The 25728-nt window shown below is 61.5% G+C and carries 25 protein-coding genes; 13 read left to right on the forward strand and 12 right to left on the reverse strand.

What is annotated here, in order from left to right; translation table 11 throughout:
• The first annotated feature begins 123 nt into the window (after positions 1 to 123).
• Both AC1DLV_RS13770 and AC1DLV_RS13775 read left to right on the forward strand, forming a co-directional pair.
• On the forward strand, positions 124 to 870 hold the full coding sequence (locus AC1DLV_RS13770) for an SDR family oxidoreductase (RefSeq protein WP_476802040.1): 747 nt from the start codon (positions 124 to 126) through the stop codon (positions 868 to 870).
• A 109-nt stretch (positions 871 to 979) separates the two neighbouring features.
• Positions 980 to 2104, forward strand: coding sequence for a beta-ketoacyl-ACP synthase III (locus AC1DLV_RS13775; protein ID WP_476802041.1), 1125 nt, complete (start codon positions 980 to 982; stop codon positions 2102 to 2104).
• A gap of 6 nt (positions 2105 to 2110) precedes the next feature.
• On the opposite strand, the gene AC1DLV_RS13780 is transcribed toward AC1DLV_RS13775, so the two are convergent.
• From AC1DLV_RS13780 to AC1DLV_RS13790, 3 genes are read right to left on the reverse strand one after another with little or no spacing between them, the layout of a single operon-like run.
• Positions 2111 to 2809, reverse strand: a complete 699-nt coding sequence (locus AC1DLV_RS13780) for an RNA polymerase sigma factor (protein WP_476802042.1) — start codon at positions 2807 to 2809, stop codon at positions 2111 to 2113.
• 27 nt (positions 2810 to 2836) lie between these two features.
• Positions 2837 to 3364 carry a plastocyanin/azurin family copper-binding protein gene (locus AC1DLV_RS13785; protein WP_476802043.1) on the reverse strand — a complete coding sequence of 176 codons (528 nt, stop codon included), beginning with the start codon at positions 3362 to 3364 and terminating at the stop codon, positions 2837 to 2839.
• Positions 3361 to 3771, reverse strand: a complete 411-nt coding sequence (locus tag AC1DLV_RS13790; protein WP_476802044.1) for a DUF5602 domain-containing protein — start codon at positions 3769 to 3771, stop codon at positions 3361 to 3363. The genes AC1DLV_RS13785 and AC1DLV_RS13790 overlap by 4 nt, the downstream gene beginning before the upstream one ends.
• A 187-nt stretch (positions 3772 to 3958) precedes the next feature.
• Here AC1DLV_RS13790 and AC1DLV_RS13795 point away from each other — a divergent pair, with 187 nt between their 5' ends.
• From AC1DLV_RS13795 to AC1DLV_RS13805, 3 genes are all read left to right on the forward strand, one after another.
• A complete protein-coding gene (locus AC1DLV_RS13795; RefSeq protein WP_476802045.1) occupies positions 3959 to 4342 on the forward strand; it encodes a hypothetical protein in 384 nt (127 codons plus the stop codon).
• A 92-nt stretch (positions 4343 to 4434) separates the two neighbouring features.
• Positions 4435 to 5109, forward strand: coding sequence for a response regulator transcription factor (locus AC1DLV_RS13800; RefSeq protein ID WP_476802046.1), 675 nt, complete (start codon positions 4435 to 4437; stop codon positions 5107 to 5109).
• Positions 5110 to 5144: 35 nt separating this feature from the next.
• The gene (locus AC1DLV_RS13805) at positions 5145 to 6584 is read left to right on the forward strand and encodes a sensor histidine kinase (protein WP_476802047.1); all 1440 of its coding nucleotides are present in this window, start codon (positions 5145 to 5147) and stop codon (positions 6582 to 6584) included.
• Here AC1DLV_RS13805 and AC1DLV_RS13810 read toward each other — a convergent pair.
• The 3 genes from AC1DLV_RS13810 to AC1DLV_RS13820 all read right to left on the reverse strand — a co-directional run bounded on the left by AC1DLV_RS13810 (position 6553) and on the right by AC1DLV_RS13820 (position 9770).
• Positions 6553 to 7839, reverse strand: a complete 1287-nt coding sequence (locus AC1DLV_RS13810; RefSeq protein WP_476802048.1) for an NAD(P)/FAD-dependent oxidoreductase — start codon at positions 7837 to 7839, stop codon at positions 6553 to 6555. The genes AC1DLV_RS13805 and AC1DLV_RS13810 overlap by 32 nt on opposite strands.
• 66 nt (positions 7840 to 7905) lie before the next feature.
• Complete coding sequence (locus tag AC1DLV_RS13815) at positions 7906 to 8274, reverse strand: four helix bundle protein (protein ID WP_476802049.1); 369 nt, start codon at positions 8272 to 8274, stop codon at positions 7906 to 7908.
• A gap of 62 nt (positions 8275 to 8336) precedes the next feature.
• Complete coding sequence (locus tag AC1DLV_RS13820; protein WP_476802050.1) at positions 8337 to 9770, reverse strand: glutamine synthetase family protein; 1434 nt, start codon at positions 9768 to 9770, stop codon at positions 8337 to 8339.
• A 140-nt stretch (positions 9771 to 9910) separates the two neighbouring features.
• Here AC1DLV_RS13820 and AC1DLV_RS13825 point away from each other — a divergent pair, with 140 nt between their 5' ends.
• Positions 9911 to 10621, forward strand: coding sequence for an HAD family hydrolase (locus AC1DLV_RS13825; RefSeq protein ID WP_476802051.1), 711 nt, complete (start codon positions 9911 to 9913; stop codon positions 10619 to 10621).
• A gap of 2 nt (positions 10622 to 10623) precedes the next feature.
• On the opposite strand, the gene AC1DLV_RS13830 is transcribed toward AC1DLV_RS13825, so the two are convergent.
• From AC1DLV_RS13830 to aceA, 3 genes are all read right to left on the reverse strand, one after another.
• The gene (locus AC1DLV_RS13830) at positions 10624 to 11070 is read right to left on the reverse strand and encodes a response regulator (RefSeq protein ID WP_476802052.1); all 447 of its coding nucleotides are present in this window, start codon (positions 11068 to 11070) and stop codon (positions 10624 to 10626) included.
• A gap of 242 nt (positions 11071 to 11312) precedes the next feature.
• Positions 11313 to 11555: an SMc00767 family acetate metabolism repressor gene (locus tag AC1DLV_RS13835; protein ID WP_067965227.1), complete on the reverse strand. Its 243-nt coding sequence runs from the start codon at positions 11553 to 11555 to the stop codon at positions 11313 to 11315.
• Positions 11556 to 11618: 63 nt separating this feature from the next.
• Positions 11619 to 12908 (reverse strand): isocitrate lyase, encoded by a 1290-nt coding sequence (aceA, locus tag AC1DLV_RS13840; protein ID WP_476781367.1) that lies wholly within the window; start codon positions 12906 to 12908, stop codon positions 11619 to 11621.
• Positions 12909 to 13153: 245 nt separating this feature from the next.
• On the opposite strand from aceA, the gene AC1DLV_RS13845 reads away from it, so the two are divergent.
• Positions 13154 to 14596 carry a helix-turn-helix domain-containing protein gene (locus tag AC1DLV_RS13845; RefSeq protein WP_476802053.1) on the forward strand — a complete coding sequence of 481 codons (1443 nt, stop codon included), beginning with the start codon at positions 13154 to 13156 and terminating at the stop codon, positions 14594 to 14596.
• 4 nt (positions 14597 to 14600) lie between these two features.
• Here AC1DLV_RS13845 and AC1DLV_RS13850 read toward each other — a convergent pair whose 3' ends face one another.
• On the reverse strand, positions 14601 to 16652 hold the full coding sequence (locus AC1DLV_RS13850; protein ID WP_476802054.1) for a putative bifunctional diguanylate cyclase/phosphodiesterase: 2052 nt from the start codon (positions 16650 to 16652) through the stop codon (positions 14601 to 14603).
• A gap of 195 nt (positions 16653 to 16847) precedes the next feature.
• On the opposite strand from AC1DLV_RS13850, the gene AC1DLV_RS13855 reads away from it, so the two are divergent.
• A complete protein-coding gene (locus AC1DLV_RS13855) occupies positions 16848 to 18320 on the forward strand; it encodes a hypothetical protein (protein ID WP_476802055.1) in 1473 nt (490 codons plus the stop codon).
• Positions 18321 to 18344: 24 nt separating this feature from the next.
• Here the strand turns inward: AC1DLV_RS13855 and AC1DLV_RS13860 are convergent, their stop codons facing one another.
• The gene (locus tag AC1DLV_RS13860; RefSeq protein WP_476802056.1) at positions 18345 to 19580 is read right to left on the reverse strand and encodes an MFS transporter; all 1236 of its coding nucleotides are present in this window, start codon (positions 19578 to 19580) and stop codon (positions 18345 to 18347) included.
• Positions 19577 to 20125 carry an NADPH-dependent FMN reductase gene (locus tag AC1DLV_RS13865; protein ID WP_476802057.1) on the reverse strand — a complete coding sequence of 183 codons (549 nt, stop codon included), beginning with the start codon at positions 20123 to 20125 and terminating at the stop codon, positions 19577 to 19579. The genes AC1DLV_RS13860 and AC1DLV_RS13865 overlap by 4 nt, the downstream gene beginning before the upstream one ends.
• Before the next feature lie 252 nt (positions 20126 to 20377).
• Here AC1DLV_RS13865 and AC1DLV_RS13870 point away from each other — a divergent pair, with 252 nt between their 5' ends.
• The 5 genes from AC1DLV_RS13870 to AC1DLV_RS13890 all read left to right on the forward strand — a co-directional run bounded on the left by AC1DLV_RS13870 (position 20378) and on the right by AC1DLV_RS13890 (position 25630).
• On the forward strand, positions 20378 to 21337 hold the full coding sequence (locus AC1DLV_RS13870) for a DMT family transporter (RefSeq protein WP_476802058.1): 960 nt from the start codon (positions 20378 to 20380) through the stop codon (positions 21335 to 21337).
• Positions 21338 to 21584: 247 nt separating this feature from the next.
• Entirely contained in the window at positions 21585 to 22685 is a 1101-nt protein-coding gene (locus AC1DLV_RS13875; protein ID WP_476802059.1) for a polyamine ABC transporter substrate-binding protein, read from the forward strand.
• Between the two features lie 65 nt (positions 22686 to 22750).
• A complete protein-coding gene (locus AC1DLV_RS13880) occupies positions 22751 to 23890 on the forward strand; it encodes an ABC transporter ATP-binding protein (RefSeq protein WP_476802060.1) in 1140 nt (379 codons plus the stop codon).
• Positions 23891 to 23898: 8 nt separating this feature from the next.
• Positions 23899 to 24810 carry an ABC transporter permease subunit gene (locus AC1DLV_RS13885; protein ID WP_476802061.1) on the forward strand — a complete coding sequence of 304 codons (912 nt, stop codon included), beginning with the start codon at positions 23899 to 23901 and terminating at the stop codon, positions 24808 to 24810.
• Between the two features lies 1 nt (position 24811).
• Positions 24812 to 25630, forward strand: a complete 819-nt coding sequence (locus AC1DLV_RS13890) for an ABC transporter permease (RefSeq protein WP_476802062.1) — start codon at positions 24812 to 24814, stop codon at positions 25628 to 25630.
• Positions 25631 to 25728: the final 98 nt, after the last annotated feature.

Consider the following 25728-nt stretch of genomic DNA (forward strand, 5'->3'; position numbering starts at 1 on the left):
CTGGAAATCCAAGCACTAGCCGCTGGCCCGATACATCGGCTGCTCTGCCTTGCATCGAGCATTGCGGTCAACTGTGGCGGCGGCTAGATCGACAGGGAAGAAAATCGACAGGGCGGAAAGACGATGCGTCTCAAGGACAAAGTAGCGATCATCACCGGGGCTGCGGCAGGTTTCGGCGAGGGCATGGCCAAGCGCTTTGCCGAAGAAGGCGCCAAGGTGGTCGTCGCCGACCTGAACGCTAGGGAAGCCGAGCGTGTCGTTGCCGAGATCGGCAACAACGCCATTGCCGTCACAACCGATGTCTCGCTGCGCTCCGAATTCGACGAGCTGGTCTACGCGGCCAAGAGTGCCTTTGGCCGCATCGACATCATGGTCAACAATGCCGGCTACACCCATCGCAACGGCGATCTGGTCGATGTCGAGGAGGATGTTTTCGACCTCATCACGGCAGTCAACATGAAGGCGATCTATCATGCGGCGCGCGCCGTGGTGCCGATCATGGAGCGCCAGGGCGGCGGTTCGATCCTGACCACGGCATCGACCGCAGGCCTGCGCCCGCGTCCGGGCCTGACCTGGTACAATGCCTCGAAAGGCTGGGCCATCACCGCCACCAAGTCGATGGCCGTTGAACTGGCGCCGAAGAACATCCGCGTCAACTGCCTTTGCCCGGTGGCCGGCGAAACCGGCATGCTAGAAAAATTCATGGGCAAGGACACGCCTGAAATCCGCGAAAAGTTCAAAGCCTTGATCCCGCTCGGCCGTTTCTCGACGCCGCTCGACATTGCCAACGCTGCGCTGTTTCTCGTCTCCGACGAAGCTTCGCTGATCACAGGCGTTGCCATGGAAGTGGATGGCGGCCGCTGCATTTGAGCATTTCTGCCGCGAGGTAATCGCGCTTTCGACCTGAAATTGTGGTCGCAAAGCTTGACCGCTGCTGCCTGAACCTTATTCCAATGGCTCAAAACCAACGGGAAACGCCATGCACAGGGTTGCGATCAGCGGAACCGGCATCTTCACGCCGGAGGAAGTCATCACCAACGCCGAGTTGGTGGCCTCCTACAACGAATATGCCCACCGCCAGAACAAGCTGCACGCCGACGCCATCGAGGCCGGCGAGCGCGCGCCGATGGCGATGTCGTCGGAAGAGTTCATCGTCAAGGCGTCGGGCATCGAGCGCCGCCACGTCGTCTCCAAGTTCGGGATCCTCGATCCGGGCATCATGCATCCGGTGCTGCCCGAGCGCGCCGAAGACGAGCTGTCGCTGATGGCCGAAATTTCGGTCAAGGCGGCCGACAAGGCGATGAAGAAGGCAGGGCTGACCGCTGCCGATATCGACGCCGTCATCTGCGCTGCCTCCAATCATGAGCGCGCCTATCCGGCGATTGCCATCGAGGTGCAGCAGGCGCTCGGCATCAAGGGCTTCGCTTTCGACATGAACGTCGCCTGCTCCTCGGCGACCTTCGGCATCCAGCTTGCCACTGATATGATCCGCACGGGCTCGGCCCGCGCGATCCTGATGGTCAATCCCGAGATCACCTCCGGTCACCAGGAATGGCGTGATCGCGACTGCCATTTCATCTTTGGCGATGTCTGTACTGCGGTCGTGTTGCAGCGCGCCGACGAGGCCAAGGCCGAAAACCTCTACGAGGTTGTATCTACGCGTTGCCTCACCGAATTCTCCAACAACATCCGCAACAATAATGGCTTCCTCAGGCGCACACGCGAGGGCCACATGGCCGACCGCCGCGACATGCAGTTCCACCAGGAAGGCCGCAAGGTCTTCAAGCAGGTGGTGCCGATGGTCGCCGAACTGATGCTCAGCCATTTGTCCGACCAAGGCATCGAGCCGACAAGCCTTTCGCGGCTGTGGCTGCACCAGGCCAACAAGGGCATGAACGACTTGATCGGCTCGCGGGTCCTGGGCCACGAGGCAACACGCGACGAGCAGCCCAACGTGCTGCAGGACTATGCCAACACCTCGTCGGCCGGCTCGATCATCGCATTTTCGAAATTCTCCGACGACCTGCCTTCGGGCAGTCTCGGCGTGATCTGCTCGTTTGGTGCGGGCTACTCCGCAGGCAGCGTCATCGTCAGGAAGATTTGATCGGCGTTACTGCCCGCGCAGCCGCTCGACCACCTGATCGGCCATGCGTTCGCAGCGCACGCCGTTGAACGGGAACAATTCGGCAAAGCCGCTCGAAAGGCGTTTTTCGATGGCCGCCCGCATTAATTTGCGGGCGCGGTGCAGGCGCGTCTTGACCGTTTCAGGCTTGAGCGCGAGCTGCGTTGCGGTCTCGTCGATGCTCATCTCCTCGACGTCGCGCAAGATGAAGACGATGCGGAAAGCCGCCGGCAACTCGTCGATCGCCTGTTCGAGCAGAGCGCGGACCTGCCCGCGAGCCAGCTCGGCATCCGCACCTGGTGGTGTCAGCGACGTCGGAAACATGATCACTTGGCCTCCGTTGCCCGCAGCCGCGACATCCAGTTCTTCCAGCTCGGCCACCGGTCGCCGCTTGCGGATGCGTGTAAGCGCTTCGTTGAGTGCGATCTTTGTGAGCCATGTCGAAAACATCGCATCGCCCTTGAAGCTGTCGAGCCGGGTGAAGGCCCTGACATAGGCTTCCTGCACCACGTCCTCGGCTTCTGCGTCGTTGCGCATGATGGCGCGGGCGACGCGAAACAGCCGCTGGTTGTTGCGTTTGATGAGCGCGCGGATGGCATTTTCGCCGCCTTGGCGCGCGAGTGCCACCAGTTCCTCGTCGCGGCGTCCGTCGAGATCGACCTGTTGCCGCAAGTTTGCCAGTTGCATGCTGTCGCCTCCCTTTGCCATCGCCGTTCAAACGCGGCGGACGATGCCCTTGGCGATGATCTCGTCGACAGGCGGAAACCCGTTCAGCGCCACATCGGGCAGCGGCGTGAGCGAGGGGTTCGCTGCACTTGGCGTGACCGGCAGCGGTATGCCGACCACGATGCGCCCGACCATGCCGGCGTGCTCATGCGGCACGCAGTAATAGTCATACACCCCCGGCACGGTCAGCGTCACCGAGAAGGACTGGCCCGGCAGCAGATAGTCGGAATTCCAGGGCTTGGCGTTCGCCGGGATGCGCAGTGGCCGGTCGAAGACATCAGGATGATATGACGTCACCGTGTGCGAGTTGCCCGGGTCGCGGTTGGTCCAGCGCACCGTCTGTCCGGGCTCGATATGGATGCCGGCAGGGTCGAACCAGACATGCGCGCCATCGTCCTTGCCATGCATCTCGACATCGACAATGTCGTTGCCTGCGGCGAATGCCTGCCTGGGGAGGAGCACGGCGAGGAAAAATCCCCCGCCGGCTCCGATCAGCTGTCTGCGGGTGGCGGTCATTTCGCTACCCGTGCCTCATCGGCTTTGGACACATGCCATAGAACGACATGGGCATGCGGCTCTTCCACTCCGGGGTGGCCGGCGTTGTAGTAGACGCTGACATGGTCGACATTGCCGCCTGGCGAGGCGAGGTCGTCGAAGCGCTTGTTGGGATTGAGGTCCTTGATCGGCAGCATGTAGATGGTGCTGACCAGCTTGCCGTCATGGTCGTAGGCGAGGAATGGGCCAGCCGGCAAGGTGGCCGGATCGACGAAGAGCTGGCCCATGCCGGGCAGGAAGTCCGGCAGTTTGACCAGGGTGCTCACAGCCTTGAAAGCGCCTGGGGGCGGGGCTTTTGCCACGTCTTGGGCGAGCGCGGGCAAGGCGCCGGCGAGCATGAAAGCGAGTGCGGCGGAAACCATTTTCATTGGAACATCTCCCGGTAGAACGCCCCGCATTGCGCGGCGGCATCGAACCATTGGATGCGGCGTTAGCGAAAAGGTTCCCGGAAATCGTAGCGGCAAGGCCCCCGGATCGATCTCCTCCGGGATCTGCAATGTAGGTGCAACCTTGGCGGCGTAGCTGCGTGCAAATCGTCCAAGTTTGGGATCAGACATGTCTTCCAGCAATGCCAGCCGCGCTGTCGGCGTTCTTGTTGCCGCCGCGACGGTTTTTCTCGCCGGCTGTATGTCCGATACGATGAGGAACTACATTGGCCAACCGGTGGAGTCGGTCATCCTCGACTATGGCCCGCCGGTGGCGGTGCTTGAGCTCGGCCGTGGCGAACGCGCCTATCAATGGCGCAAGATTTCGACGAATGTCGTGCCTGGTTCGACGAGCGGCGAAGTCAGGGACACCAGGCGCGGCACGCGCTACGAGGAGACGACAACGCCAGGCTATGTCGAGGAGCAGGAATGTTTCTACACATACTACGCCAGCATGTCTGGCGGCCGTTGGTACATCACCAACTTCCGCAAGCCAAAGTTTGAATGCGAGTGAGCAAGTCCATCTGTCGTCGTGTCGGAGGTATGGACGCCGCGCCGGCTAGTGTTGCGATTATCGGTCCGTGGCCCCTTTGAAGGAAACTGCCCATGCGCATTTTGCTGCTCGAGGACGAGCCGGAGATGGCTTCGGTGCTGAAGTCCGCCCTCGCGCGCCGCAATGTGATCGTCGATCATGTCGCGACACTTGCCGATGCGGAAGCAGCCGCGGAGTTCGGACCATACGATGCGGTGGTGCTCGATCGTCGCGTGCCTGATGGTGAAGGTCTCGACCTCATTCCGAGACTGCGGGCGCTGCGTGTCGATGCACCGATCTTGATGCTGACCGCGCTCAGTGGCATCAACGACCGCGTCGCCGGGCTCGATGCTGGTGCCGACGACTATCTGGTCAAGCCGTTTGCCATGGAAGAGCTTATGGCGCGGCTTCGTGCGCTGCACCGGCGTCCTATTGCTTTGAAGGCCGAGCAGACGGTGATTGGCCGTCTCACCTATGATTTCCACCATCGCGAAGCTTCGGTGGGTGACAAGCCGCTGGAACTTTTGCGGCGCGAGCAACTGGCGCTGGAGGCACTTCTCCGCCGGCCCGGCCGAACCGTCCTGCGCGCGACGCTCGAAGAATCGGTCTATGCCATGGGCGACGAGATCGGCTCCAATGCGCTCGATTCCCATGTCTCGCGTTTGCGCCGCAAACTCGATGACGTCGCTGCCGGCGTCGAAATCCGGGCCATCCGCAACCTCGGCTATCTCCTGCGCGCCGTGGCATGAAAAAGCTGCGGCCTACTTCACTGCAATGGCAGCTCGTGCGCAGGCTGATTCTGCTTCAGGCGGCGACCCTGCTCGCATTTGTTGCGCTCATCTGGCTGGTGCTTTTCTTGCTCGAGCCGAGGCTGCTCACCGACAACGAAACCGCGATGGAGGCCGTCGCCGGTGCTGTAAGTAGAGACATCAACGGCAATCTTGTCTTGCTCGACACCCCGGATATGCGCTCAGCGCGCGAGAATTATCCGAAGCTCTGGCTGATGGTCCGCGACAAGGCGGGAAAGACTCTGCAGCAGGGGCAGGTTCCCGCCGTCTATGCCAACGAAAATGTCGAGTTGCCGTGGGGCATCGACAATGTGCTTCTGCGTTTTCCGATCTATGACGTTCGTCCGGATGCAAAGATGGCCAATCGCGAAACCGCAGCAGGCCCTGTCCAAATACTCACCTCGACGGTCTACACGCGTGCGGATATGGACGGTGTCGATGTTACCTTTCAGTTGAGCATCGATGGCACCCGTGATTCCGATGGCCAGATCGCCTGGCTGAAAATCGGTCCCATCGTTGCGCTGATCATAGTGGCGATTCTGGCTCCGTTCTTTGTCGTGATGGGAGGAACGACCCTGGTCGCGACCCCGGCAGTTGTGCGCCGCTCGCTTGCCGGCCTCGTTGCCACCGCCAGCCAGGCCGGCCGCATCGACATTGACAACCGTGCCGTCCAGCTGCCGACCGAGCAGGTGCCGACCGAGGTTGCGCCTTTGGTTCAAGCCTTCAATCGCGCACTGTCACGCCTCGGACAGGGTTACGACCAGCGCAACCGTTTCTTGACCGATGCCGCGCACGAACTGCGTACGCCGATCGCTATTCTGCGCACCCGCGCCGAACTGCTGCGCGAGGACCCCGAAAGCGCGCGCCTGCTGAAAGACATCGAGCGTCTGTCGCATCTGGCGCAACAGCTGCTCGACCGGCAGGTGCTCGACCACTCGGCAGGTGCCCGCGAGGTCGTCGACCTTGTCGAGTTCGCGCGCCACCTTGCCGCCGATTTCGCGCCGCTGGCGCTGGCGGCAGGCTATGATTTTTCCTTCGAGCCGGCAGGTTCGAGCGTGTTCGTCAACATTCAGCCCTCGCAGATCCAGCAGGCCGTCACCAATCTTTTGCGCAATGCCATCGACCATGGCGGCGGCGAGGGCACCATATCGGTGGTGGTGGACGCCAAAGGCGGGCTAGAGATCCGCGACGAGGGGCCTGGCATCCCTCACGAAGAACACGAACGCGTCTTCCAGCCGTTTTATCGCTTGCGCCCTCGCAACAGCGGCGCAGGCCTGGGGCTCAATCTTGCCCGTGAAATCGCCAAGCTACATAGCGGCAACGTCGAAATCCTGGTGGGCCCATGGCACGGCGCCCGCTTCAGACTACAACTGCCGCTGGTCGACGGGCTGCAAGCAGCCGGGGTTAAATCCGATCGCGCAGCGCAAACCAGTTGAGCGCCAGAAACAACAGCGGCGCGCGAAAACGCCGCCCACCCGGGAAGGGCGGTATCTTCAGGTCCTCGATCAGCTTGAGCCTGTCTCGGTTGCCGGCCACCGTCTCGGCATAGAGCTTGCCGAAGAAGTTGGCCAACATCACGCCATGGCCGGAATAACCGCCGACCGAGATGACATTGGGCATCACCTCGCGCACGAAAGGTTTGCGCGGCATGGTGATGCCGACATAGCCGCCCCAGCCATGGGTGATTTCGACGTCCTTGAGCGTCGGGTAGATCTCAGCGATCTGCTTGCGGATGTGGATATGGATGTCCTTGGGGTCGTTGACGCCGTAGATTTCTCGGCCGCCGAACAATAGTCGGCCGTCCGGCGATTTGCGGAAGTAACGCACTACAAAGCGGGAATCGTCGACCGATTCGCCGCCGGGGATTACCTTGGACTCGGCGCCCAGCGGCACCGTCGAGCCGATGAACGAACCGATCGGCATGATGTGAGACGCACTTATCGGTTCCAGATTACCGCCATAGGCGTTGACGGCGATCAGGCATTTCTGCGCGGTAATCGTGCCGCGCGGCGTTGTCACGCGTACCTTGCCGCCTTGGGAGGTAATGCCGGTCGACTGGGTGTTTTCGAACAGCTGCGCGCCGGCCTCGGCAGCAACCCGCGCCGTGCCGATCACCAGTTTGAGCGGGTGGATATGCCCGGTGCCGGTGTCGCGTGTGCCGCCATAGTAGTGCGTCGAGCCCAACCGCTCGGCGGTCTCCCGCGCATCCATGAATTTGACATGCGGGTAGTTGAAGCGGCTTGCCATGATCTCGGCATGGGCCTTGTAGTCGTCGACAAAGCGCGGCTTGTGCGCCACCGACATCTGCCCCGGCATGTAGTCGATGTCGATGCCATGGGTGGCAGCGAAGTCGAACAGATGCGCCTTGGCCTCCTCGGCGAGGTCGAACAGCGCCTTTGCCCGGGTGAAGCCGTATTCGCCCTCCAGCTCCTCCGCCCAGGCACGCTGGCCGGTGCCAAGCTGGCCGCCATTGCGCCCCGAAGCGCCGTCGCCGAATCGATAGGCCTCGATCAGCACGACATTTGTGCCGGATTTTGCCAGATGCGTAGCCGCCGAGAGCCCGGTGAAGCCGCCACCGATGATGACGACGTCGGCCTGCCTGTCGCCGTCGAGCGCCGGATATTCAGGCCGCGGCCCGGCGGTGTCTTCGTACCAGGAAAGGCCGGGCGAAATCGGGGATTGGTAGGGCATGATGCGCTTTCAGTAGGGCAGTAGGGCAGTAGGGCAGTAGGGCAGTAGGGCAGTAGGGCAGTAGGGTTACTCGTTCGATAGCTTTCGGATCAGCAATCGCAGCAGCTTGCCGACGCTTTCGCTCATTGTCATCACAGGTCGAATTGCCTCACCAGTGGTGATACCAACGCGCTCGGCAATGAGCAGGTGTGTTTCCATTTCTTTGAGCGACCCTTGTGCAATCCGCAGGAACTGCTGGTAAGAGCCACGGTTTTCACGGCCATAACCCTCGGCGATGTTGGCTGGAACGGAGGTGGCAGCGCGCCTGACCTGGCTGGTCAGCCCGTAGAGTTCCTCCTTCGGCCAAGTCCTGGTCGAGCTGTAGATGGCAGTGGCCAATTCCATCGCCTGCTGCCAGACGACAAGGTCTCGATACGAGTTGATCTCGGTCGGCACGCTCGATCCCCCTCGCTGCCGCGCTACTGCCTTACTGCCCTATTCCCTTACTGCCTTACCCATCACACATTGAGCAGCAAATACTCCCGCTCCCAGGGGCTGATGACCTCCATGAAGGTCTCGAACTCGGCCCGCTTGATCGCCGCATAGGTGGTCGCAAACGACTGCCCCAAAAGCGACGTCAGCTCTTCGTCGCCCTCAAACAGGTCGACCGCTTCGAGCAGGCCGCGCGGCAGGTCGATCTCGTCCTCGTTGGCCGTGGTCAGCACCGGCGCCTCGGCCTGCAGCTTGCCGGTGAGGCCGATAAGCCCGCAGGCAAGCGACGCTGCCAGCGCCAGATATGGATTGGCATCCGATGAGGGAATGCGGTTTTCGACACGACGGCCGCCGGGATCGGAACGAGGCACGCGGAAGGCAGTGGTGCGGTTGTCGTAACCCCACTTGTTGTTGACCGGGGCGGAGGCCGCCTGGGTCAGCCGGCGATATGAGTTCACGTAAGGCGCAAACATCACCAGCGCGTTCGGCACATGCTTCTGCATGCCGCCGATGAAGTGGAAGAAGGCCTCGGTCTCCGAGCCGTCTTCGGCGGAAAAGATGTTCTTTCCGGTCTTCTTGTCGATGATCGACTGGTGGATGTGCATCGCCGAACCTGGCTGTCCCTGGATCGGCTTGGCCATGAAGGTGGCGTAGATGTCGTGCTTCAGTGCCGCCTCGCGAATGGTGCGCTTGAACAGGAACACCTGGTCGGCGAGTTCAATCGGATCGCCATGGCGCAAGTTGATCTCGAGCTGGCCGGCACCTTCTTCGTGGATCAGCGTGTCGATCTCCAGGCCCTGGGCCTCGGAGAAATGGTAGATGTCGTCGATCAATTCGTCGAATTCGTTGACGCCGGCGATGGAATAGCCAGCACCTCCGCCGATCGGGCGGCCGGAGCGGCCAACGGGCGGTGTCAGCGGATAATCGGGATCGGGGTTCTTGCGAACGAGGTAGAATTCGATTTCCGGCGCAACGACCGGCTTCAGCCCAAGCTTGTCGTATGCGGCGACCACGCGCTTGAGCACGTTGCGCGGCGTGAACTCGACCTGGCGCCCGTCCTGGTGGGCGAGGTCGCAGATCACTTGCGCGGTTGGATCGTCTTCCCACGGCACGACGCTCAGCGTCGAAAGATCGGGCACCAGCTTCAGGTCGCCGTCATCTTCCGGATAGGCAAAACCGTTGCCGTCTTCCGGATAACCGCCCGAAATCGTCATCATGAACACCGCCGATGGCAGCGCCAGCGAGGTGTTGGAGGTGAACTTGGAAGACGGCATCATCTTGCCGCGGGCGACGCCCGCCTGGTCGGGGGTGATGCACTCTATGTCTTCGATGCCGCGCCATTCCAGCCATTCGGAGGCTTCTTTCCAATTGCGAACACCACGGGTGTTTTTCACAAAAGCGGGCGTGCGGGCGCGAGCCCCCCGAGTGGTCGGACGGACTTCCTTCTTTGCAGGCGGCATCAATCACCAGGTTGTGGTTGCAGATTGCCGAGTATAGCCGTGCCCCGTGAAGGAAGAAAAGGGGGGCTGGCGAGCGATTCCAGCAAACTGTTAGGGCCAAGCCGCTGGTTTTGAGCTGATTTCTGCCCTAGATCATCGCCATGACCTCCAAATCGACCCAACTATCCACCATCGGATTCGATGCCGACGACACGCTGTGGCAGAATGAACAATTCTTCCGCATGACGGAGAAGCACTTCGCCGAACTGCTTGCCGAACATGGCGAGCAGGAGCAGTTGATGGCTCGGCTGCTCGATGCGGAGAAGCGCAATCTCGGCACCTATGGCTTCGGCATCAAGGGCTTCACCTTGTCGATGATCGAAACCGCCATCGAGGTGACGGAGGGCCGCGTGCCGGCCCCGGTGATCGAAAAGATCCTGGCCGCCGGCCGCGAGATGCTGAGCCACCCGATCGAGACGCTGCCCCATGTCCACGACACGCTTGAAGCGCTCGCCGGGCGCTACCGCCTGGTCCTGATCACCAAGGGCGACCTGTTCGACCAGGAGCGCAAGCTGGCCCAATCGGGCCTTGGCGACTTCTTCGATGCCGTCGAGATTGTCAGCGACAAGTCGCGGCCGACCTATGAACGCATCTTCGCTCGCCATGGCGACGGTCCGGCCCGCAGCATGATGATCGGCAATTCGCTGAAGTCAGACGTCGTGCCGGCGATCGAGGCTGGCAGCTGGGGTGTCTACATTCCCCACGACCTGACCTGGGCCTACGAACATGTCGACGAGCCGACAAAAGCCAAGCGCTTCCGCAAGCTGCCGCATCTCGGCGAGCTTTCCGAGCTGTTGAAATCCCTGGACTGAATTCAGGCTCGTCCGACGAGTTTTTCGACGACAGGCTGCAACCGCTCCGGCGTGATCGGCTTGGCCACAACGATGTCGATTGCGCTCGACAGCGAAAGGCTCTCACGTGTTCCCGGACGGTTGGACAGCAGTATCACCGAGGGCAGGTTCGCGCCTGAGGCGAGCCTCAGCGACAAGATCGAAGGCATCAGCGCATCGCAATCCGCGTTGTCGCTGCCACCATCCAGAATGATTGTGCCCGGCGCCATCTTGCGTAGCATGGCCAGGGCGGTATCGGGTGATTCCGAGATTGTCTTGAGGCCAGAGCGCTCGACGATCTTGGCGACGACGACGCGGTTGATCGGCGAGCGGCCAACGATGAGCACCTTTGAAAGATCGGCGACAAGGCGGTCAGGAGTGCGCGCATTCGTATCCGGGCCTTGGCCCGAATTGAGTTCATTGCGTTTCATTTGGCTTAGCCGACAGCTGAGGGGCGTCTGTTCAATGCGTGGTTGCGTTCGGTACCTTACGTTCGCGTCAACTGTGAGAAGTGTCAAGTAATACACTCAAAATGACGTACGACTTTAGTCTTAGACGATAGCATTTCTTCTCGCTAATCAAAGTCCAATACACAGTGCCGCCAAAGACAAACCCCGCCCGCAGCCGGGGCTGCGAACGGGGTCCGGGGGGCAGGGGCAGGATGTTTTGACTGCTAGCCGTGCGGCTGCTGCGTCACGATGACAGGGATCAGCAGATCGCCCCAGTTGCCATCGCCACCGTGGTGGCGAGCCGAGCGGACCAGTTCCACCGACACGCCGGCCTCGACTGCCTTCATGACCGACTGGTTGAGTCGGTGCAGGTCGTTGGCGACAATACGGATCACGGCCTGCTGGTCAGCACTCATGGTCGTGGCCTGTTCTTCGGCTCGTTCCTTGACGCGGGTGCGCGGTGCCATTGTGGTTCTCCTCGGGGTGTTGCCTTGCCCTTGTGGGGGCGTTTGTTTCGTTTGTCGCCGGGCCTATTCGGCGGCCGGGCGGAACTGCTCGTGCTCGGTCGATTCATGCATCGCGGTCGTCGACGACTTGCCGCCTGTGATCGCCATCGACACGGCATCGAAGTAGCCGGTGCCGACCTCGCGCTGGTGCTTGGTCGCGGTGTAGCCGTTGACTTCGGCGGCGAATTCCGCCTCCTGCAACTCCGAATAGGCCGCCATCTGGCGATCCTTGTAGCCGCGGGCCAGCTCGAACATGCCGAAGTTGAGCTGGTGGAAGCCAGCCAGCGTGATGAACTGGAACTTGTAGCCCATCGCGCCCAACTCGCGCTGGAACTTGGCGATCGTGGCGTCGTCGAGGTTCTTTTTCCAGTTGAATGACGGCGAGCAATTGTAGGCCAGCTTCTTGCCCGGATGCGCCTTGTGCACGGCTTCGGCGAACTTCTTCGCCTGAGCGAGGTCCGGCTTGCCGGTTTCCATCCAGATCAGGTCGCAGAATGGAGCGTAGGCGATGGCACGGGCGATGCAGGGCTCGATGCCGTTGCGCACCTGATAGAAGCCTTCCACCGTGCGGCCGGCGTCATAGTCAACAAAGGGCTGGTCGCGCTCATCGATGTCGGATGTCAGAAGCTTGGCAGCCTCGGCGTCCGTACGGGCAACGATCAGCGTAGACGTGCCCATCACGTCGGCGGCGAGGCGCGCGGCGTTCAGGTTGCGGATGTGGGCGGCGGTCGGGATCAGCACCTTGCCGCCGAGATGGCCGCACTTCTTTTCCGAAGCGAGCTGGTCTTCGAAGTGGACGCCTGCAGCACCCGCCTCGATGAACGCCTTCATGATCTCGAAGGCGTTGAGCGGGCCACCGAAACCGGCTTCCGCGTCAGCCACGATCGGCGCGAACCAGGTGTCGACCGACAGGCCCTTGCCTTCCGAGACCTCGATCTGGTCGGCGCGCTGCAGCGTGCGGTTGATGCGCTTGACCAGCTCAGGGGCCGCATTGGCCGGGTAGAGCGACTGGTCGGGATACATGGCGGACGCGGTGTTGGCGTCGGCCGCAACCTGCCAGCCCGAGAGGTAGATCGCCTTGAGACCGGCGCGAACCTGCTGCATCGCCTGGTTGCCGGACATGGCGCCCAGCGCGTTGACGAAATCTTCCTCATGGATGAGCTTCCACAGGCGGTTGGCGCCCATCTCGGCGAGGCTCTGCTTGATCTGGACCGAGCCGCGCAGCCGCTTCACGTCCTCCGGCGAATAGGGGCGCTCGATGCCATCGAAACGGCCTTCCGGGGCTGAAGGGACGAGGTTGTAAAAATCAGTCATTGTCGACTCCGTCTGATCACTTTGGGGCTTGAGGCGGTCGCCGCGTCTTGGCTTCTTGCGGCGATTTCTATGTGACTTGTTTGACATCGCCGCGCCGAAGCAGCCAGAAAATTCAACAATTTGGCCGCGAGATAAGAGAAAACCTGTGTTGCGTTTGACAAAGGCTCGCTGTAAATTTGTAAAGAATGTAAAAGGTCGGGTAGGGTGAAAGCCCTACTTTCGTTGTAAAAATGGTGTAAAAGCCGATGGCCGAGCAGAAAATCTTCGCCGGACCGCGCATCCGGCGCATCCGCAACCAGAAGGGCCTGACCCAGACGGCGATGGCCGAGGGGCTTGGCATTTCGCCGTCCTATCTCAACCTCATCGAACGCAACCAACGGCCGCTGACGGTCCAGCTGATCCTCAAGCTAGCCTCGGTTTACAAGGTCGAGCCGGAGGAGCTTCAGGGCGAGGCGCGCGGTTCGATCGCTTCGCTGCGTGAAGTCTTCGCCGATCCGCTTTTGGCCGGCGAACTGCCAGGCGATCAGGAGTTGGTCGAGATCGCCGAGGCAGCCCCCAATGCGGCGGCGGCGGTGATCAAGCTGTTTCGCGCCTATCGCGAGCAGGCCGAGCGGCTGTCCGATCTCACCGAACTGCTGGCGCGTGAAGGGCATACGACGGCACTGTCAGGCGCGCGCTTGCCGATCGATGAGGTGCATGAAGTCTTCGAGCGCCGGCCCAATCATTTTACCGCGCTTGAAGAGGAGGCCGAGGCCTTCACGACGCTGCTCGATCCCGGCGACGATTTGTTTGGCGCGCTGAAGGCCTGGCTCAGACGCGAGCATGGCATCGTCGTCAAGGTCTTGCCGGTTGCCACCATGCCCAACTGGCGCCGACGCTACGACCGCCATTCGCAGCGTCTTTTCCTGTCTGAGCGGCTGTCACCCTTTGACCAGCTGCGCGAAGTGGCGATGGAGGCGAGCCTCATTCGCATGCAGGTGGCTGTTGCCGCCGAGATCCAGGCGCTGAAGCTGACGTCGGACGAGGCGCGTCGGCTCGCCCGTTTCGAGCTCGGCCGCTACGCCGCACATGCGCTGATGATGCCCTATCAGGCGTTCTTCGCAGCCGCCCAGCGCGCGCGCTACGATGTCGACGTGCTGCGCTCGCGCTTCGGCGTGTCCTTCGAGCAGGCCGCCAACCGGCTGACAATGCTCCAGCGCTCCGGCGCGTCTTCGGTGCCGTTCTTCATGCTTGAGGTCGACAATGCCGGCAATCGCTTTCGCAAGGCGGGCGCGCAAGGCTTCCCGCAAAGCCGCTTCGGCGGAGGCTGCCCCAAATTGCCGGTGCATGCCGCCTTCACCCAGCCCGGCCAGATTTTTGTCGAGGCGGTCGAGATGCCCGATGGTGCCGAGTTTCTCTGCGTTGCTCGCACGCTTGAGGGGCCGCAAGGCGCGTTCAGCGAACGGCCCCGGCGCACGGCGATCCTGCTTGGCTGCGACATCGGCTTCCGCGACGAGATCGTCTATGGCGCAGCCTTGCCGGCACCTGCCGTGGGCGCCAAGCCAGGCGCGGTCGCCGCGACGCCGATTGGCCCGGCCTGCCGGCTTTGCGAACGCTCCGGATGCCTGTCGCGCGCCGAGCCGCCGATCACCCGCCCTCTTGGTCTCGACGAGATGGTGACGGGGCTCTCGGCTTTTGACTTCCAGTAGACGTTCAGGCGATCAGTCTGGATGCAGTCTCATCCGTGCCCAGGCCGGTGTGGGCCAAGAGACGCGCGGTGCCGGAATCGAGCGGCCGGCCATACAAGAAGCCTTGCGCCTCGTCGCAGCGCCGATCCTTGAGGAACGCTGCTTGGAAATCGGTCTCGACGCCTTCGGCCAGCACCGGGATCGACAGCTTGTGGCCAAGCTCGATGACTGTCTCGATGACGCTGGTTGCCTGCGCCTGCCGACCAAGCGCGTTGAGGAAGCTGCGGTCGACCTTGATCTTGTCGAAGGGGAAGGAAAACAGCGTCGACAGCGACGAATAGCCGGTGCCAAAATCGTCCATGGCGATCCGCACGCCCAGGGCCTTGATCTGGCGCAGGACATGGAGCGCCTGACCGGGATTTTCGATCAGCGCTGTTTCGGTGATCTCGATTTCGAGGCGGGTGGGGGCCAAGCCGGTCTCGGCCAAAATCTCCTTGAGACGCTCGGCGAAATTGGGACGCATCAGCTGGATAGGCGACACGTTGACGGCGACACCCAGCGGCGCCGGCCATAGGGTTGCCTCGCGGCAAGCCTGCACCATCACCCAGTCGCCGATCTCAACGATGATGCCGGTCTGCTCTGCCACCGGGATGAAATCGGCGGGCGAGACGTCGCCGAGCGCGCTGCTGGTCCAGCGCAACAGGGCTTCGAAGCCCAGCAATTCGCGCTTCTTCATCGCAATCTGCGGCTGGAACACCAGGCGCAGCGAACCGTCGGCAACAGCGCTGCGCAGGCCGATGGCGATCTGTCCGCGCCTGCGGCCGTCTTCGTCGGCATCGGCGTCGAACCAGCACCAGGTACCGTCAGGCACTTTTTTCGAACGGTACATGGCAAGGTCGGCGCGCATCGTCAGCTCGTCGATGCTGTCGCCATCCTTGGGGTAGACAGCGATGCCAATGCTGGCGCTGGTCGAAAAGCGCGCCTTCCCAAGTTCATTGGGCCGCGAAAAGGCATCGCTGATGCGCGCGGCAAACTCCTCGACTTCGTTTTCGCGCGTGAACGGTTTTACCGCGATGAATTCGTCGCCGCCGGTGCGGGCAAAGAACTCGCCGTCGATCAGTGCCGCACGCATGCGCGCTGTTGTCTGGCTCAACACCGCATCGCCAGCCGCATGGCCGTAGACGTCGTTGATTTCCTTGAAGCGGTTGAGGTCGATGGCAATGAATGCCAACGACGTACCACCTGCCTGCTTCAGCCGCATCGGCAGTTCGTCGCGAATGGCGGCGCGATTGGGCAGGCCGGTCAGTGGGTCGTGCATGGCCAGATGCCTGTAGTGCGCGACGGCGTCCTGCTGGCCCTGTTCTTCGGCAAGGTGGGTGATGGCGCCGAGCACCACCACGAGCACCGTCACCACAACAACAAGGATCCCCAGCACGCTGTCGGACATCAGCTGGCCGGGGACCGCGACGCGCGGGTCGGGCGTGATCTGCACCGCACCCATGGCGGTGAAGTGCATCATTCCGATCCCCAGGATAAGCGCGGTCATGCCGACATACTGGCTGCGGCGGGTGGTTCCCCGCGCCACGCGGTTGGTCGCCAGCATTCCGAGAACGGCACCGGCAAAGATAGAAAAGGCAACGAGGGCCGGATCGTAAGAAACCGTGCCGGCCACAACGAAGCCGCGCATGCCGGTAAAATGCATCAGCGCAATGCCGGCGCCGATGATGCAGCCGCCCATCTCGATCATCCAGCCACGTTCTCGACTGGCGGCGATCAGGAAGCCAGCCATCGACGTGGCGATCGCAAAGGCCAGCGAAAGCACGGTAAAGTTCGGTTCGAAACCATGTTCGACACTCGGGGTGAAGCCCAGCATCGCCAGGAAATGTGTTGTCCAGATCGTCATGCCGCCGGCGACGCCGGCCATGAAGACGAAAGCCGCGTGCTTGGCGCGCCTGACGTTGCGGGCACGCGCAAACAATCGCATCGACACCACGCAGCCGACGGCGCAGATGACCAATGCCGCGGCGACAAAGCGGTAATCATGTTCGGTGACGAGGCAGTTGAGTACGGTCAGCATGTGCGGTTCCTTGCGTGCCTCGGCCCGACGAATTGCGATCGTTTTCGACAGGCGTGGTGCGCAGATTCAAAGAATTCGACTGCTCTTATCGAGGGCAAAGATTGCCGATCCGTTTCTTCACGCTCGGACAGGGCGCGCGGTTGACGTGCCAGGTAATTGAATGGCGTGTGCTCCCCACCCATGTGCTGTTCCAGATTGGGCGATGGCACAGTATCTGGAGAGGTGGCTATGAGTAGTTCTGATGTCGGGCCTAAGTGGAAGCGGTGGCTGAAGCGCGGTGCGCTCGCGGTTGTGGCGTTGCTGATTGTCGTTGTGTTGCCACTCAGCTTCATCCTGTATCCGGTTTTCAAGTCCTATCCGTCATTGGATATATCGACCGGGGATTCTCTGGCTGACAAGAACACGCAGGATTTGGCCCATCTTCGCAATATGCAGATGATCGAACGAAGCTTTACGGCTCAAACCAGCAAAGCCTTTGGCCAGGCGCTTGACGAACTCACTGCCCGAGCCTCCGAACTCGACCGGCCTGCACTGGCGATGGGAGCGGCAAAGGCCGTCGCCCTTGCGCAAAACGGTCACACCAATGTTCTGGGCCTTGCCGGCGGACAAGGCTTCAACGCCGTTCCGCTGCGTCTCGGCTGGTTTGCCGACGGTCTTTTCGTTGTCCGCGCCACCAGCGAGCATCGCGATCTTGTGGGTGCGCAAATCCTGGCGGTGAATGGCCAGTCGCCCGATGAACTGGTCAAGGCGTTGCGCGCATATGTCGGCGGCACCGACCAATACGCACGGGAGCTTTCGCCGAATTTCATGATTTCGCCTGAACTGCTCCACGCGGCCAAACTGGCTGGCAAGCCGACCGAAAGCGAGTTTCGCGTTCGCAAGGCTGATGGTTCCGAGATCGAGCGCACGCTTGCGGCATTGCCAGCCAAAGGTGAGCCTTTGACGAGAACCGTGTGGCCAAAGCGGGATCTAAGTCCGGTTGGGGTGAGCGAGAGTGACGCCACATGGGTCCATGTTCTGGATGGCGTTGAAACGCCTGGCTATCTCTCGCGTCCCGATCAGAACTTCTGGCACAGCTATCTGGAAGCGGACGATATCCTCTACGTGCAGCTCAATCGGTTCCGCGACCAAGAGCCAGTTCTGATCTCCGACTATCTCGCAGAACTGCTTGCCGAGGCCGGCAAACGCGAGGTCAAGCATGCTGTCGTGGATCTGCGGTTCAGTCCGGGCGGCAATTATCTGCTCGCAACCGATTTTTCGCGGCTGCTGCCCGAGGTGGTGCCGAATGGCCGGATATTCATTCTGACCAGTGGCAACACGTTCTCGGCTGCAATCAGCATCGCGTCGCGACTGAAATATTACTCAGGACAGCGTGCCGTGCTGATCGGCGAAGAGATGGGGGACGGAGCCCAGATGTGGGGGGAGGGCGGCACGACGATCTTGCCCTACTCCAAGATCGCTTTCCGATACACCACAGCCTACCACGATTGGGAAAATGGCTGCCGTCTGTCACAGATCGGGACGTGTTTTTTCCTGAACTATTTCTACGGCACAGCGGCGGGCTCCTTGTTGCCTACTGTTCCAGTTACGCAGACCTTCGCCAGCTATGCCGCTGGCGATGATGCTGTGATGTCAGAAGTGCTGAGGTTGGCGAAACAAGACAGATAGAGGGTCAAGACAAACCAGGGCGGGTTAGAAGGCACTTCCGTTGGCTTGGTAGCTGCGTGCACGCAGGATTGTCGTTGCGCCGATGAGGATCGCGATGCTGCCTACGGCGAGCCCGGTGTAGAGGAAGGTGTCGGCGAACCCGAACGCCGCGATCATCGGCTGGCTGACGAAGGGCGAGATGAAGTGACCGGCAAAGATGCTCGCCGTCATGCCGCCGGCAACGCGGCCGCGCATCGCGGGCGCTGCGGCTGCCATTGCAGCCGCGGCAATGTTGGGCATGATCATCCCAAGCCCCAGCCCGACCACGCATGCGGCCGCCAGCACAGTCGCCAGCGTATCGGTCAAACCCAAAAGACCATAGCCGATGGCAGTCAGGCCAAAGGCAAGGCCGAATACGCCGATCACCCCAAGCCTGGCGCGCAAGCTGGCATAAAACAGTGCGACAGCTGCCCCGATCATGTTGCCCAGGCCGATCGCAAGCCCGGCAACGGTTGGCGAGCCCATGCCCATGGCATTGAGATAGAACGGTAGCTGCGTTGGAAGCAGGTAGTAGGCAACACTGTTGAGAATGGCTGCAATGTAGACGGCAATGACAGCAAGCCAGACTGTGTGGCTTGCTGTCTGCGTGGACGCCTCCACAGTGGATGGATTGTTGCGCGCAGGCTCATTGATGAAAGCCAGAACGGCCGGGATCAGCAGCAGTGACAGGCCATAGACGGCAAAGGGCGCGCGCCAGTGCAATTCGGCCAGCATGCCGCCGCCGGTCAGAAAGATCAGCCCGCCAATGCCGACAAAAGCTGACTGGTAACCCATGAAACGGTCGCGTTCCGGCCCGGAGAAATAGTCGCCGACAAGTGCCGTCGCGGTCGTCATGACGCCGGCTACTGCGACGCCGAGCATAGCGCGTCCGACGAGAAGCCCAGTCAGACTGTCGGTAAGCAGGCCCGACATGCCGCTCAGCCCGTAAAGCAGAGCGCCTAAGATCAGCAACGGCTTGCGCCCGAAGCGGTCGGCAAGCCCGCCGGCGAAGGGCGCGCAAATGACGATGAACAATGCGGGCAGCGTCAGCACGAGTCTGGTCAGGATTTCGACATTGTCGCTGCCGGCGAAGTGGCTTTCGATGGCGGGCAGCGACGGCGATATGGTTGCGCCTGACATGATGGTCAGCGTGCTGATGAGCAGCAGCGTTGCATTGCGGCCGGCATGACTGTCGGGAAAGGGATTTGCCCGCACGACCTGAACCTGTTGCGCCATGGTCATGCCGCCACCTCGATAAAGGGCTTGTTGGTGCGGGCCTCACGAAGATTGATCGCCCACCATTGCAGGCGCGCGAGCAGAACCGACATCGCCTTGCGTGCGTCTCGCGGTTCTATCAGCGCGCCGGTGGCGTCGAATTGTCTCGAGGCGAAGGCAAAGCTGACCGTGTCTCGGATCGCCACGACATGAAGCTCGGCGAAGACCAGGCGCAACTGTTCGATGGCCCGCAGCCCACCCGAGATTCCGCCATACGACACGAAGGCCAGCGGCTTGGCTTGCCACTCCACGCTGTGGGCGTCGATCAGTGCCTTGAGGTCGGCGGTGTAGCCATGATTGTATTCGGGCGTCACCACGATGAACGCGTCGGCCGCGCCCAAGCGGCGCGCGACATCGGCACGATTATTGGCAAGCTCGCGCGGGTCGATCAGATCGATGTCGAACTGCTGGTGGCCGCGAATCTCGGTTGCGGCCCAATTGACGACGGTGTCGCAGAAGCGGCCTTCGCGGGCGCTGCCATAGATCAAGGCGAGCTTGATTTTCTGAGGCATTTTCGGGGTGGCTCCGTTTCATTTCTTGCAGGAGCCTCGTCTGTAAAACCTCAACTAATATTGAGGTCAAGCGCTAATTTGAAACTTTGAAAGGGCGTCTGGCATTTTGGCTCGGCAGTCGTGCTTCGCTTGTGCCACAACGGGATCGGATCGCTGGACCTCGCCGCAAAGGCCGCTTTGCGTTACGCGAACGCACAAGCCCCAGTCGTTTAGAGCGCATCGTGCCGCTCGCAAGTCGTCGAGATTAGCGCCATGACAGATCTCGCCGCTCCGCCATCGCCAACAGGCGCCACGCCGCACGTCTCGCGAGGCGAGGAGCGTCTCGGCGTATTCCTGGTGTTCATGTCGGCACTGATGTGGAGCCTGGGCGGGTCCATTGCTCGCTTCATCGAGGAACCCGACAGCTGGACGGTGGTGTTCTGGCGCTCGGTCTGGGCCGCGGCCTTCCTGCTGGCCTTCATGGTCTGGCGCGACGGCCTGCGGGGAACGCTGAAACTTTTCCGCGACATGGGCCTGCCGGGCCTGTTGGTGGGGATATGCTTCGCCACCGCCTCGACCTCGTTTGTCGTAGCCCTTTCCTACACCACCGTTGCCAACATCCTGTTGATGCAGGCAGGCGTGCCGCTGCTGGCGGCCTTGTTTGCCTGGGTTCTGTTTCGAGAGCGCGTGGCCGTCGCCACGTGGGTGGCGATTTTGGCGGTCATCTCAGGCGTCGCCATCATGGTCTCCGAATCGTTCAGCGGCCAGGTCTCGCCGGTCGGCGACAGTCTCGCCTTGCTGATCGCCGTGGTGTTTTCCATCGCTACAGTTATCACCCGTCGCTTCGCCCATGTGCGCATGACACCCGCGACCTGCCTCGGAACTTTGATCGCCGCCACCTTTGCCGCAACGCAGGCCTCGATGCTGGCCGTGTCGCCGCGCGACATGGGGTACCTGATTGCATTTGGCGTGATCAATCTCGGCCTTGGCCTTGCATGCTTCGCCACTGGTGCGCGGCTCATTCCGGCCGCCGTTGCCGCCCTGATCGGTACCTTCGAGCCGCTGCTCGGCCCGATTTGGGTCTGGCTTATCCACGGCGAGGTACCGTCGGTTCGCACCATCACCGGCGGCGCGGTCATTTTCACGGCTTTGCTGGTGCATCTGACATTGGAATTCAGACGCCAGGCGAGGCCCCAGAGGCCGGGTGTGACAGGCATGCCTGTCCCTGATTGATCAATGTATTGTTTACCATTGACAATCCTGCTGTCCGGCGGGCAGGCTGCGACTTGAGGGTAACAACAACAACAACACAGGCGTATCTTGCCAGGTTCCACTGCCGGGGCTTCGGTGTCCGTAGCTGTAAATCGCCAGAACGTTTGCGCCGCGCTGCAAGCCGGCGGGAGCGCGCTACCTTCGTCACTCGATTTTGCACAGGGATCAGGATGCTGCCGGGATGGGCGCGTCCACAAAGGAGAATGTCATGAACCGTAGAGCGCTTTGGCTGACCGCCGCGTCAGCCCTTGTTGCCATTATCGCGACCTCGGCAAACGCCCAGGAACGGGTCGTCAACGTCTACAACTGGTCGGACTATATCGACTCCTCGATCATCGAAGACTTCACCAAGGAAACCGGCATCAAGGTCGTCTACGACGTCTATGATTCCAACGAGATTCTTGAAACCAAGCTGCTTGCCGGCGGCAGCGGCTACGATGTGGTGGTGCCGACTGCCAGTCCCTTCTTGGCGCGCCAGATCCAGGCGGGCGTCTACCAGAAGCTCGACAAGTCCAAGCTGCCCAACCTTGCCAACATGTGGGACGTGGTCACCGAGCGCACCGCCGCCTACGATCCGGGCAACGAATACTCGGTCAACTACATGTGGGGCACGGTCGGCATCGGCTACAACCAAAAGAAGATCAAGGAAGCCCTCGGCATCGACAAGATCGACAGCTGGGATGTCGTCTTCAAGCCTGAACAGCTCGCCAAGCTGGCCGATTGCGGCGTCTATGTCTTGGATTCGCCAACCGACATCATCCCCACGACGCTGATGTATCTCGGTCTCAAGCCGCAATCGACAGCGCTCGACGACCTGTCAAAGGCGGAGGAAGCGCTGCTCAAGGTGCGGCCGTCGATCCGCAAGTTCCACTCGTCGGAATACATCAACGCGCTCGCCAATGGCGATATCTGTCTCGCCGTTGGCTGGTCGGGTGACGTCTTCCAGGCGCGCGACCGTGCGGCTGAAGCGGATCAGGGCGTCGTCGTCGATTACGTCATTCCCAAGGAAGGCGCGGAGATGTGGTTCGACCAGATGGCGATCCCGGCTGACGCCAAGCACGTTGCCGAGGCGCATGAATTCATCAACTACATGATGAAGCCGGAAGTCGCGGCCAAGGCGTCCAACTACATCTTCTACGCCAACGGCAACAAGGCGTCGCAGCAGTTCATCGATAAGGGCATCGTTGGCGATCCGGCGATCTTCCCCGATGAGGCGATGCTGGCGAAGCTCTTCACCGTCGCACCATACGATCCCAAGACCCAGCGCGCGGTGACCCGCAGCTGGACCAAGATCGTCACAGGGCAATAATTGTAGGGACTGTCCCGGCGCCATCGGCGCCGGGATTTTTTACCGGGGCAGGGACGGAGAGGGACATGAAATCGCTCGGCAACATCCGCAGGGAATTTGCGCCCTGGAACCAGCCTGACGCCAAGCCCTACATTCAATTCAAGAACGTCACCAAGCGCTTCGGTGACTTCACCGCCGTCAACAACCTCTCGCTGTCGATCTACGAGCGCGAATTCTTCGCGCTCCTCGGCGCTTCGGGCTGCGGGAAGTCGACGCTGCTGCGCATGCTCGCCGGCTTCGAGGAGCCGACGTCCGGCCAGATCCTGCTCGACGGCCAGGACCTGCGCGGCATCCCGCCCTATCGGCGGCCGGTCAACATGATGTTCCAGTCCTACGCGCTGTTCCCGCACATGACGGTCGAGCAGAATATCGCGTTCGGCCTCAAGCAGGACGGCATGCCCAAGGCCGAGATCGAAACGCGCGTCGCCGACATGCTCAAGCTGGTCAAGCTTGGCCAGTTCGCCAAGCGCAAGCCGCATCAGCTGTCGGGTGGCCAGCGCCAGCGCGTCGCCCTTGCCCGGGCTGTTGCCAAGCGGCCCAAGGTTCTGTTGCTCGACGAGCCGCTCGGTGCGCTCGACAAGAAGCTGCGCGAGGAAACCCAGTTCGAGCTGATGGACCTGCAGCAGACGCTTGGCCTGACCTTCGTCGTCGTCACCCACGACCAGGAAGAGGCCATGACCATGGCCGACCGCATCGCCATCATCGACAAGGGCGAGGTGATGCAGGTGGCGACGCCAGCCGAGGTCTACGAGGCGCCGGGATCTCGCTTCGTCGCCGACTTCGTTGGCAACATCAACATGTTCGAAGGCAAGGTCGCCGACCGCGATGGCATGGGTGCGACCATCGCCAGCGCCAATGGCGTGAGCATCCGCACCGCCAATGCCGGCGATGCCCCGGCGGGCAGCGAAGTTGCTTTCGCCATCCGACCCGAGAAGATCAAGGTTTCGTCGAAGAAGCCGGAAGGCAGCGACAATGTCATGGAAGGCGAAATCTACGACATCGCCTATCTCGGCGACATGACCATCTTCCATGTCCAGCTCGGCAACGGTCAGGTGGTCAAGGCGAGTTCGCTCAACGCGACGCGCGCCACCGAAGACCCGCTCAGCTGGGACGACAAGGCGTGGATCTCCTTCCGCAACGACGCCGGCGTCGTTCTGACGCGATAGGTGGAGAGATGAAACGCCCCCTTTCGGCCGTCACCGATCGCCTCGTCATCATCGTTCCTTATCTCTGGCTGCTGTTTTTCTTCCTCATTCCCTTCTTCATCGTCTTCAAGATATCGCTGTCGACCACCGCGATCGCCATGCCGCCCTACACGCCGGTGCTTAGCCTTTCCGACGGCTTTTCCGGCCTGATGTCGCAGATCGGCGAGTTCAGCTTCGACAACTATCTTTGGCTGACGCAGGACGCGCTCTACTTCAACGCCTATGTCTCAAGCGTCATCATCGCGGGGATCTCGACGTTCCTGGCGCTGCTTGTCGGTTATCCGATCGCCTACGGCATGGCACGTGCGCCGGCGACCATCCGTCCGACGCTGCTGATGCTGGTCATCCTGCCGTTCTGGACCAGCTTCCTGATCCGGGTCTACGCCTGGATCGGTATCCTCAAGCCCGAGGGCCTGCTCAACCAGTTCCTGCTCGCCACCGGCGTCATCGACGAGCCGCTGGTGATCCTCAACACCCATACGGCGATCTTCATCGGTATCGTCTATTCCTATCTGCCATTCATGATCCTGCCGCTCTATTCGGCGCTCGAGAAGATGGATTATTCGCTGATCGAGGCGGCACAGGACCTTGGCTGCCCGCCAATCACCGCCTTCTGGAAGATTACCTTCCCGCTGTCATTGCCCGGCGTCATCGCCGGCTGCCTGCTGGTGTTCATTCCAGCAGTGGGCGAGTTCGTCATTCCCGACCTGCTTGGCGGTTCGCAGACGCTGATGATCGGCAAGACCCTGTGGAACGAGTTCTTCGCCAATCGCGACTGGCCTGTGGCCTCGGCCGTGGCGGTGATCCTGCTTCTGCTTCTCGTCGTGCCGATCATGTTTTTCCAGCAGGCGCAGGCACGCGCCCAGGAACAGGAGCGCTGAGATGAATTCGAGCTGGAGCCGCTTCAACATCTCAGCCATCGTTTTGGGCTTTGCCTTCCTCTATCTGCCCATCGTGCTGCTGGTCGTCTTTTCCTTCAACGAATCCAAGCTTGTCACTGTTTGGGGTGGGTTCTCGACCAAATGGTATGTCTCGCTGTTTCACAATCAGGGCCTGATGGATGCCGCATGGGTGACCATCCGTGTCGGCCTGATCTCGGCGACACTTGCCACCGTGCTCGGCACGCTCGCTGCCTTGGCGTTGACCCGCTACACCCGGTTTAAGGGCAGGGTGCTGTTTTCGGGCATGGTGTTTGCCCCGCTGGTCATGCCGGAAGTCATCACCGGCCTGTCGCTGCTTTTGCTGTTCGTCGCTGTCGGGCTCGATCGCGGTTTCTTCACGCTCACGCTCGCCCACATCACCTTTTCGATGTGCTTTGTCGCGGTCGTGGTGCAGTCGCGGCTGGTCACTTTCGACCGTTCGCTCGAAGAGGCGGCAATGGATCTGGGGGCTCCGCCGGTGAAAACCTTCTTCCAGATCACGCTGCCGGTGATCTTGCCGGCCATCATCTCTGGCTGGATGCTGGCCTTTACCCTGTCCATCGACGATCTGGTGATTTCGAGCTTCACTTCGGGTCCGGGCGCAACAACCCTGCCGATGAAGATCTACAGCCAGGTGCGGCTTGGCGTGACGCCCGAGATCAATGCTGCCTGTACCATCCTGATCGCTATCGTCGCCGTTGGTGTCATTGCCGCCTCGCTGGTCAACAAGCAGCGCGAGGTCCAGCGCCTGCGCGACGAGCAGGCCGCGCAACGGGGGTAAGCCGGCACGCAGCCCAGCCGTCAGCAACGCCGGGCACAAGCGGCCAAAAATGGAAATGCAAGGTCGTGGAAAGCCCAAAAGGTCAGGCTTTCCAAGGA

The sequence above is a fragment of the Aminobacter sp. 01T433 genome, assembly GCF_056398585.1.

Bases quoted from the DNA above. Each gene is read 5' to 3' on its own strand.
- AC1DLV_RS13770 (WP_476802040.1), top strand. From the start codon at position 124: ATGCGTCTCAAGGACAAAGTAGCGATCATCACCGGGGCTGCGGCAGGT.
- AC1DLV_RS13775 (WP_476802041.1), top strand. From the start codon at position 980: ATGCACAGGGTTGCGATCAGCGGAACCGGCATCTTCACGCCGGAGGAA.
- AC1DLV_RS13780 (WP_476802042.1), bottom strand. From the start codon at position 2,809: ATGCAACTGGCAAACTTGCGGCAACAGGTCGATCTCGACGGACGCCGC.
- AC1DLV_RS13785 (WP_476802043.1), bottom strand. From the start codon at position 3,364: ATGACCGCCACCCGCAGACAGCTGATCGGAGCCGGCGGGGGATTTTTC.
- AC1DLV_RS13790 (WP_476802044.1), bottom strand. From the start codon at position 3,771: ATGAAAATGGTTTCCGCCGCACTCGCTTTCATGCTCGCCGGCGCCTTG.
- AC1DLV_RS13795 (WP_476802045.1), top strand. From the start codon at position 3,959: ATGTCTTCCAGCAATGCCAGCCGCGCTGTCGGCGTTCTTGTTGCCGCC.
- AC1DLV_RS13800 (WP_476802046.1), top strand. From the start codon at position 4,435: ATGCGCATTTTGCTGCTCGAGGACGAGCCGGAGATGGCTTCGGTGCTG.
- AC1DLV_RS13810 (WP_476802048.1), bottom strand. From the start codon at position 7,839: ATGCCCTACCAATCCCCGATTTCGCCCGGCCTTTCCTGGTACGAAGAC.
- AC1DLV_RS13820 (WP_476802050.1), bottom strand. From the start codon at position 9,770: ATGCCGCCTGCAAAGAAGGAAGTCCGTCCGACCACTCGGGGGGCTCGC.
- AC1DLV_RS13825 (WP_476802051.1), top strand. From the start codon at position 9,911: ATGACCTCCAAATCGACCCAACTATCCACCATCGGATTCGATGCCGAC.
- AC1DLV_RS13830 (WP_476802052.1), bottom strand. From the start codon at position 11,070: ATGAAACGCAATGAACTCAATTCGGGCCAAGGCCCGGATACGAATGCG.
- AC1DLV_RS13835 (WP_067965227.1), bottom strand. From the start codon at position 11,555: ATGGCACCGCGCACCCGCGTCAAGGAACGAGCCGAAGAACAGGCCACG.
- aceA (WP_476781367.1), bottom strand. From the start codon at position 12,908: ATGACTGATTTTTACAACCTCGTCCCTTCAGCCCCGGAAGGCCGTTTC.
- AC1DLV_RS13845 (WP_476802053.1), top strand. From the start codon at position 13,154: ATGGCCGAGCAGAAAATCTTCGCCGGACCGCGCATCCGGCGCATCCGC.
- AC1DLV_RS13850 (WP_476802054.1), bottom strand. From the start codon at position 16,652: ATGCTGACCGTACTCAACTGCCTCGTCACCGAACATGATTACCGCTTT.
- AC1DLV_RS13860 (WP_476802056.1), bottom strand. From the start codon at position 19,580: ATGACCATGGCGCAACAGGTTCAGGTCGTGCGGGCAAATCCCTTTCCC.
- AC1DLV_RS13865 (WP_476802057.1), bottom strand. From the start codon at position 20,125: ATGCCTCAGAAAATCAAGCTCGCCTTGATCTATGGCAGCGCCCGCGAA.
- AC1DLV_RS13870 (WP_476802058.1), top strand. From the start codon at position 20,378: ATGACAGATCTCGCCGCTCCGCCATCGCCAACAGGCGCCACGCCGCAC.
- AC1DLV_RS13875 (WP_476802059.1), top strand. From the start codon at position 21,585: ATGAACCGTAGAGCGCTTTGGCTGACCGCCGCGTCAGCCCTTGTTGCC.
- AC1DLV_RS13880 (WP_476802060.1), top strand. From the start codon at position 22,751: ATGAAATCGCTCGGCAACATCCGCAGGGAATTTGCGCCCTGGAACCAG.
- AC1DLV_RS13885 (WP_476802061.1), top strand. From the start codon at position 23,899: ATGAAACGCCCCCTTTCGGCCGTCACCGATCGCCTCGTCATCATCGTT.
- AC1DLV_RS13890 (WP_476802062.1), top strand. From the start codon at position 24,812: ATGAATTCGAGCTGGAGCCGCTTCAACATCTCAGCCATCGTTTTGGGC.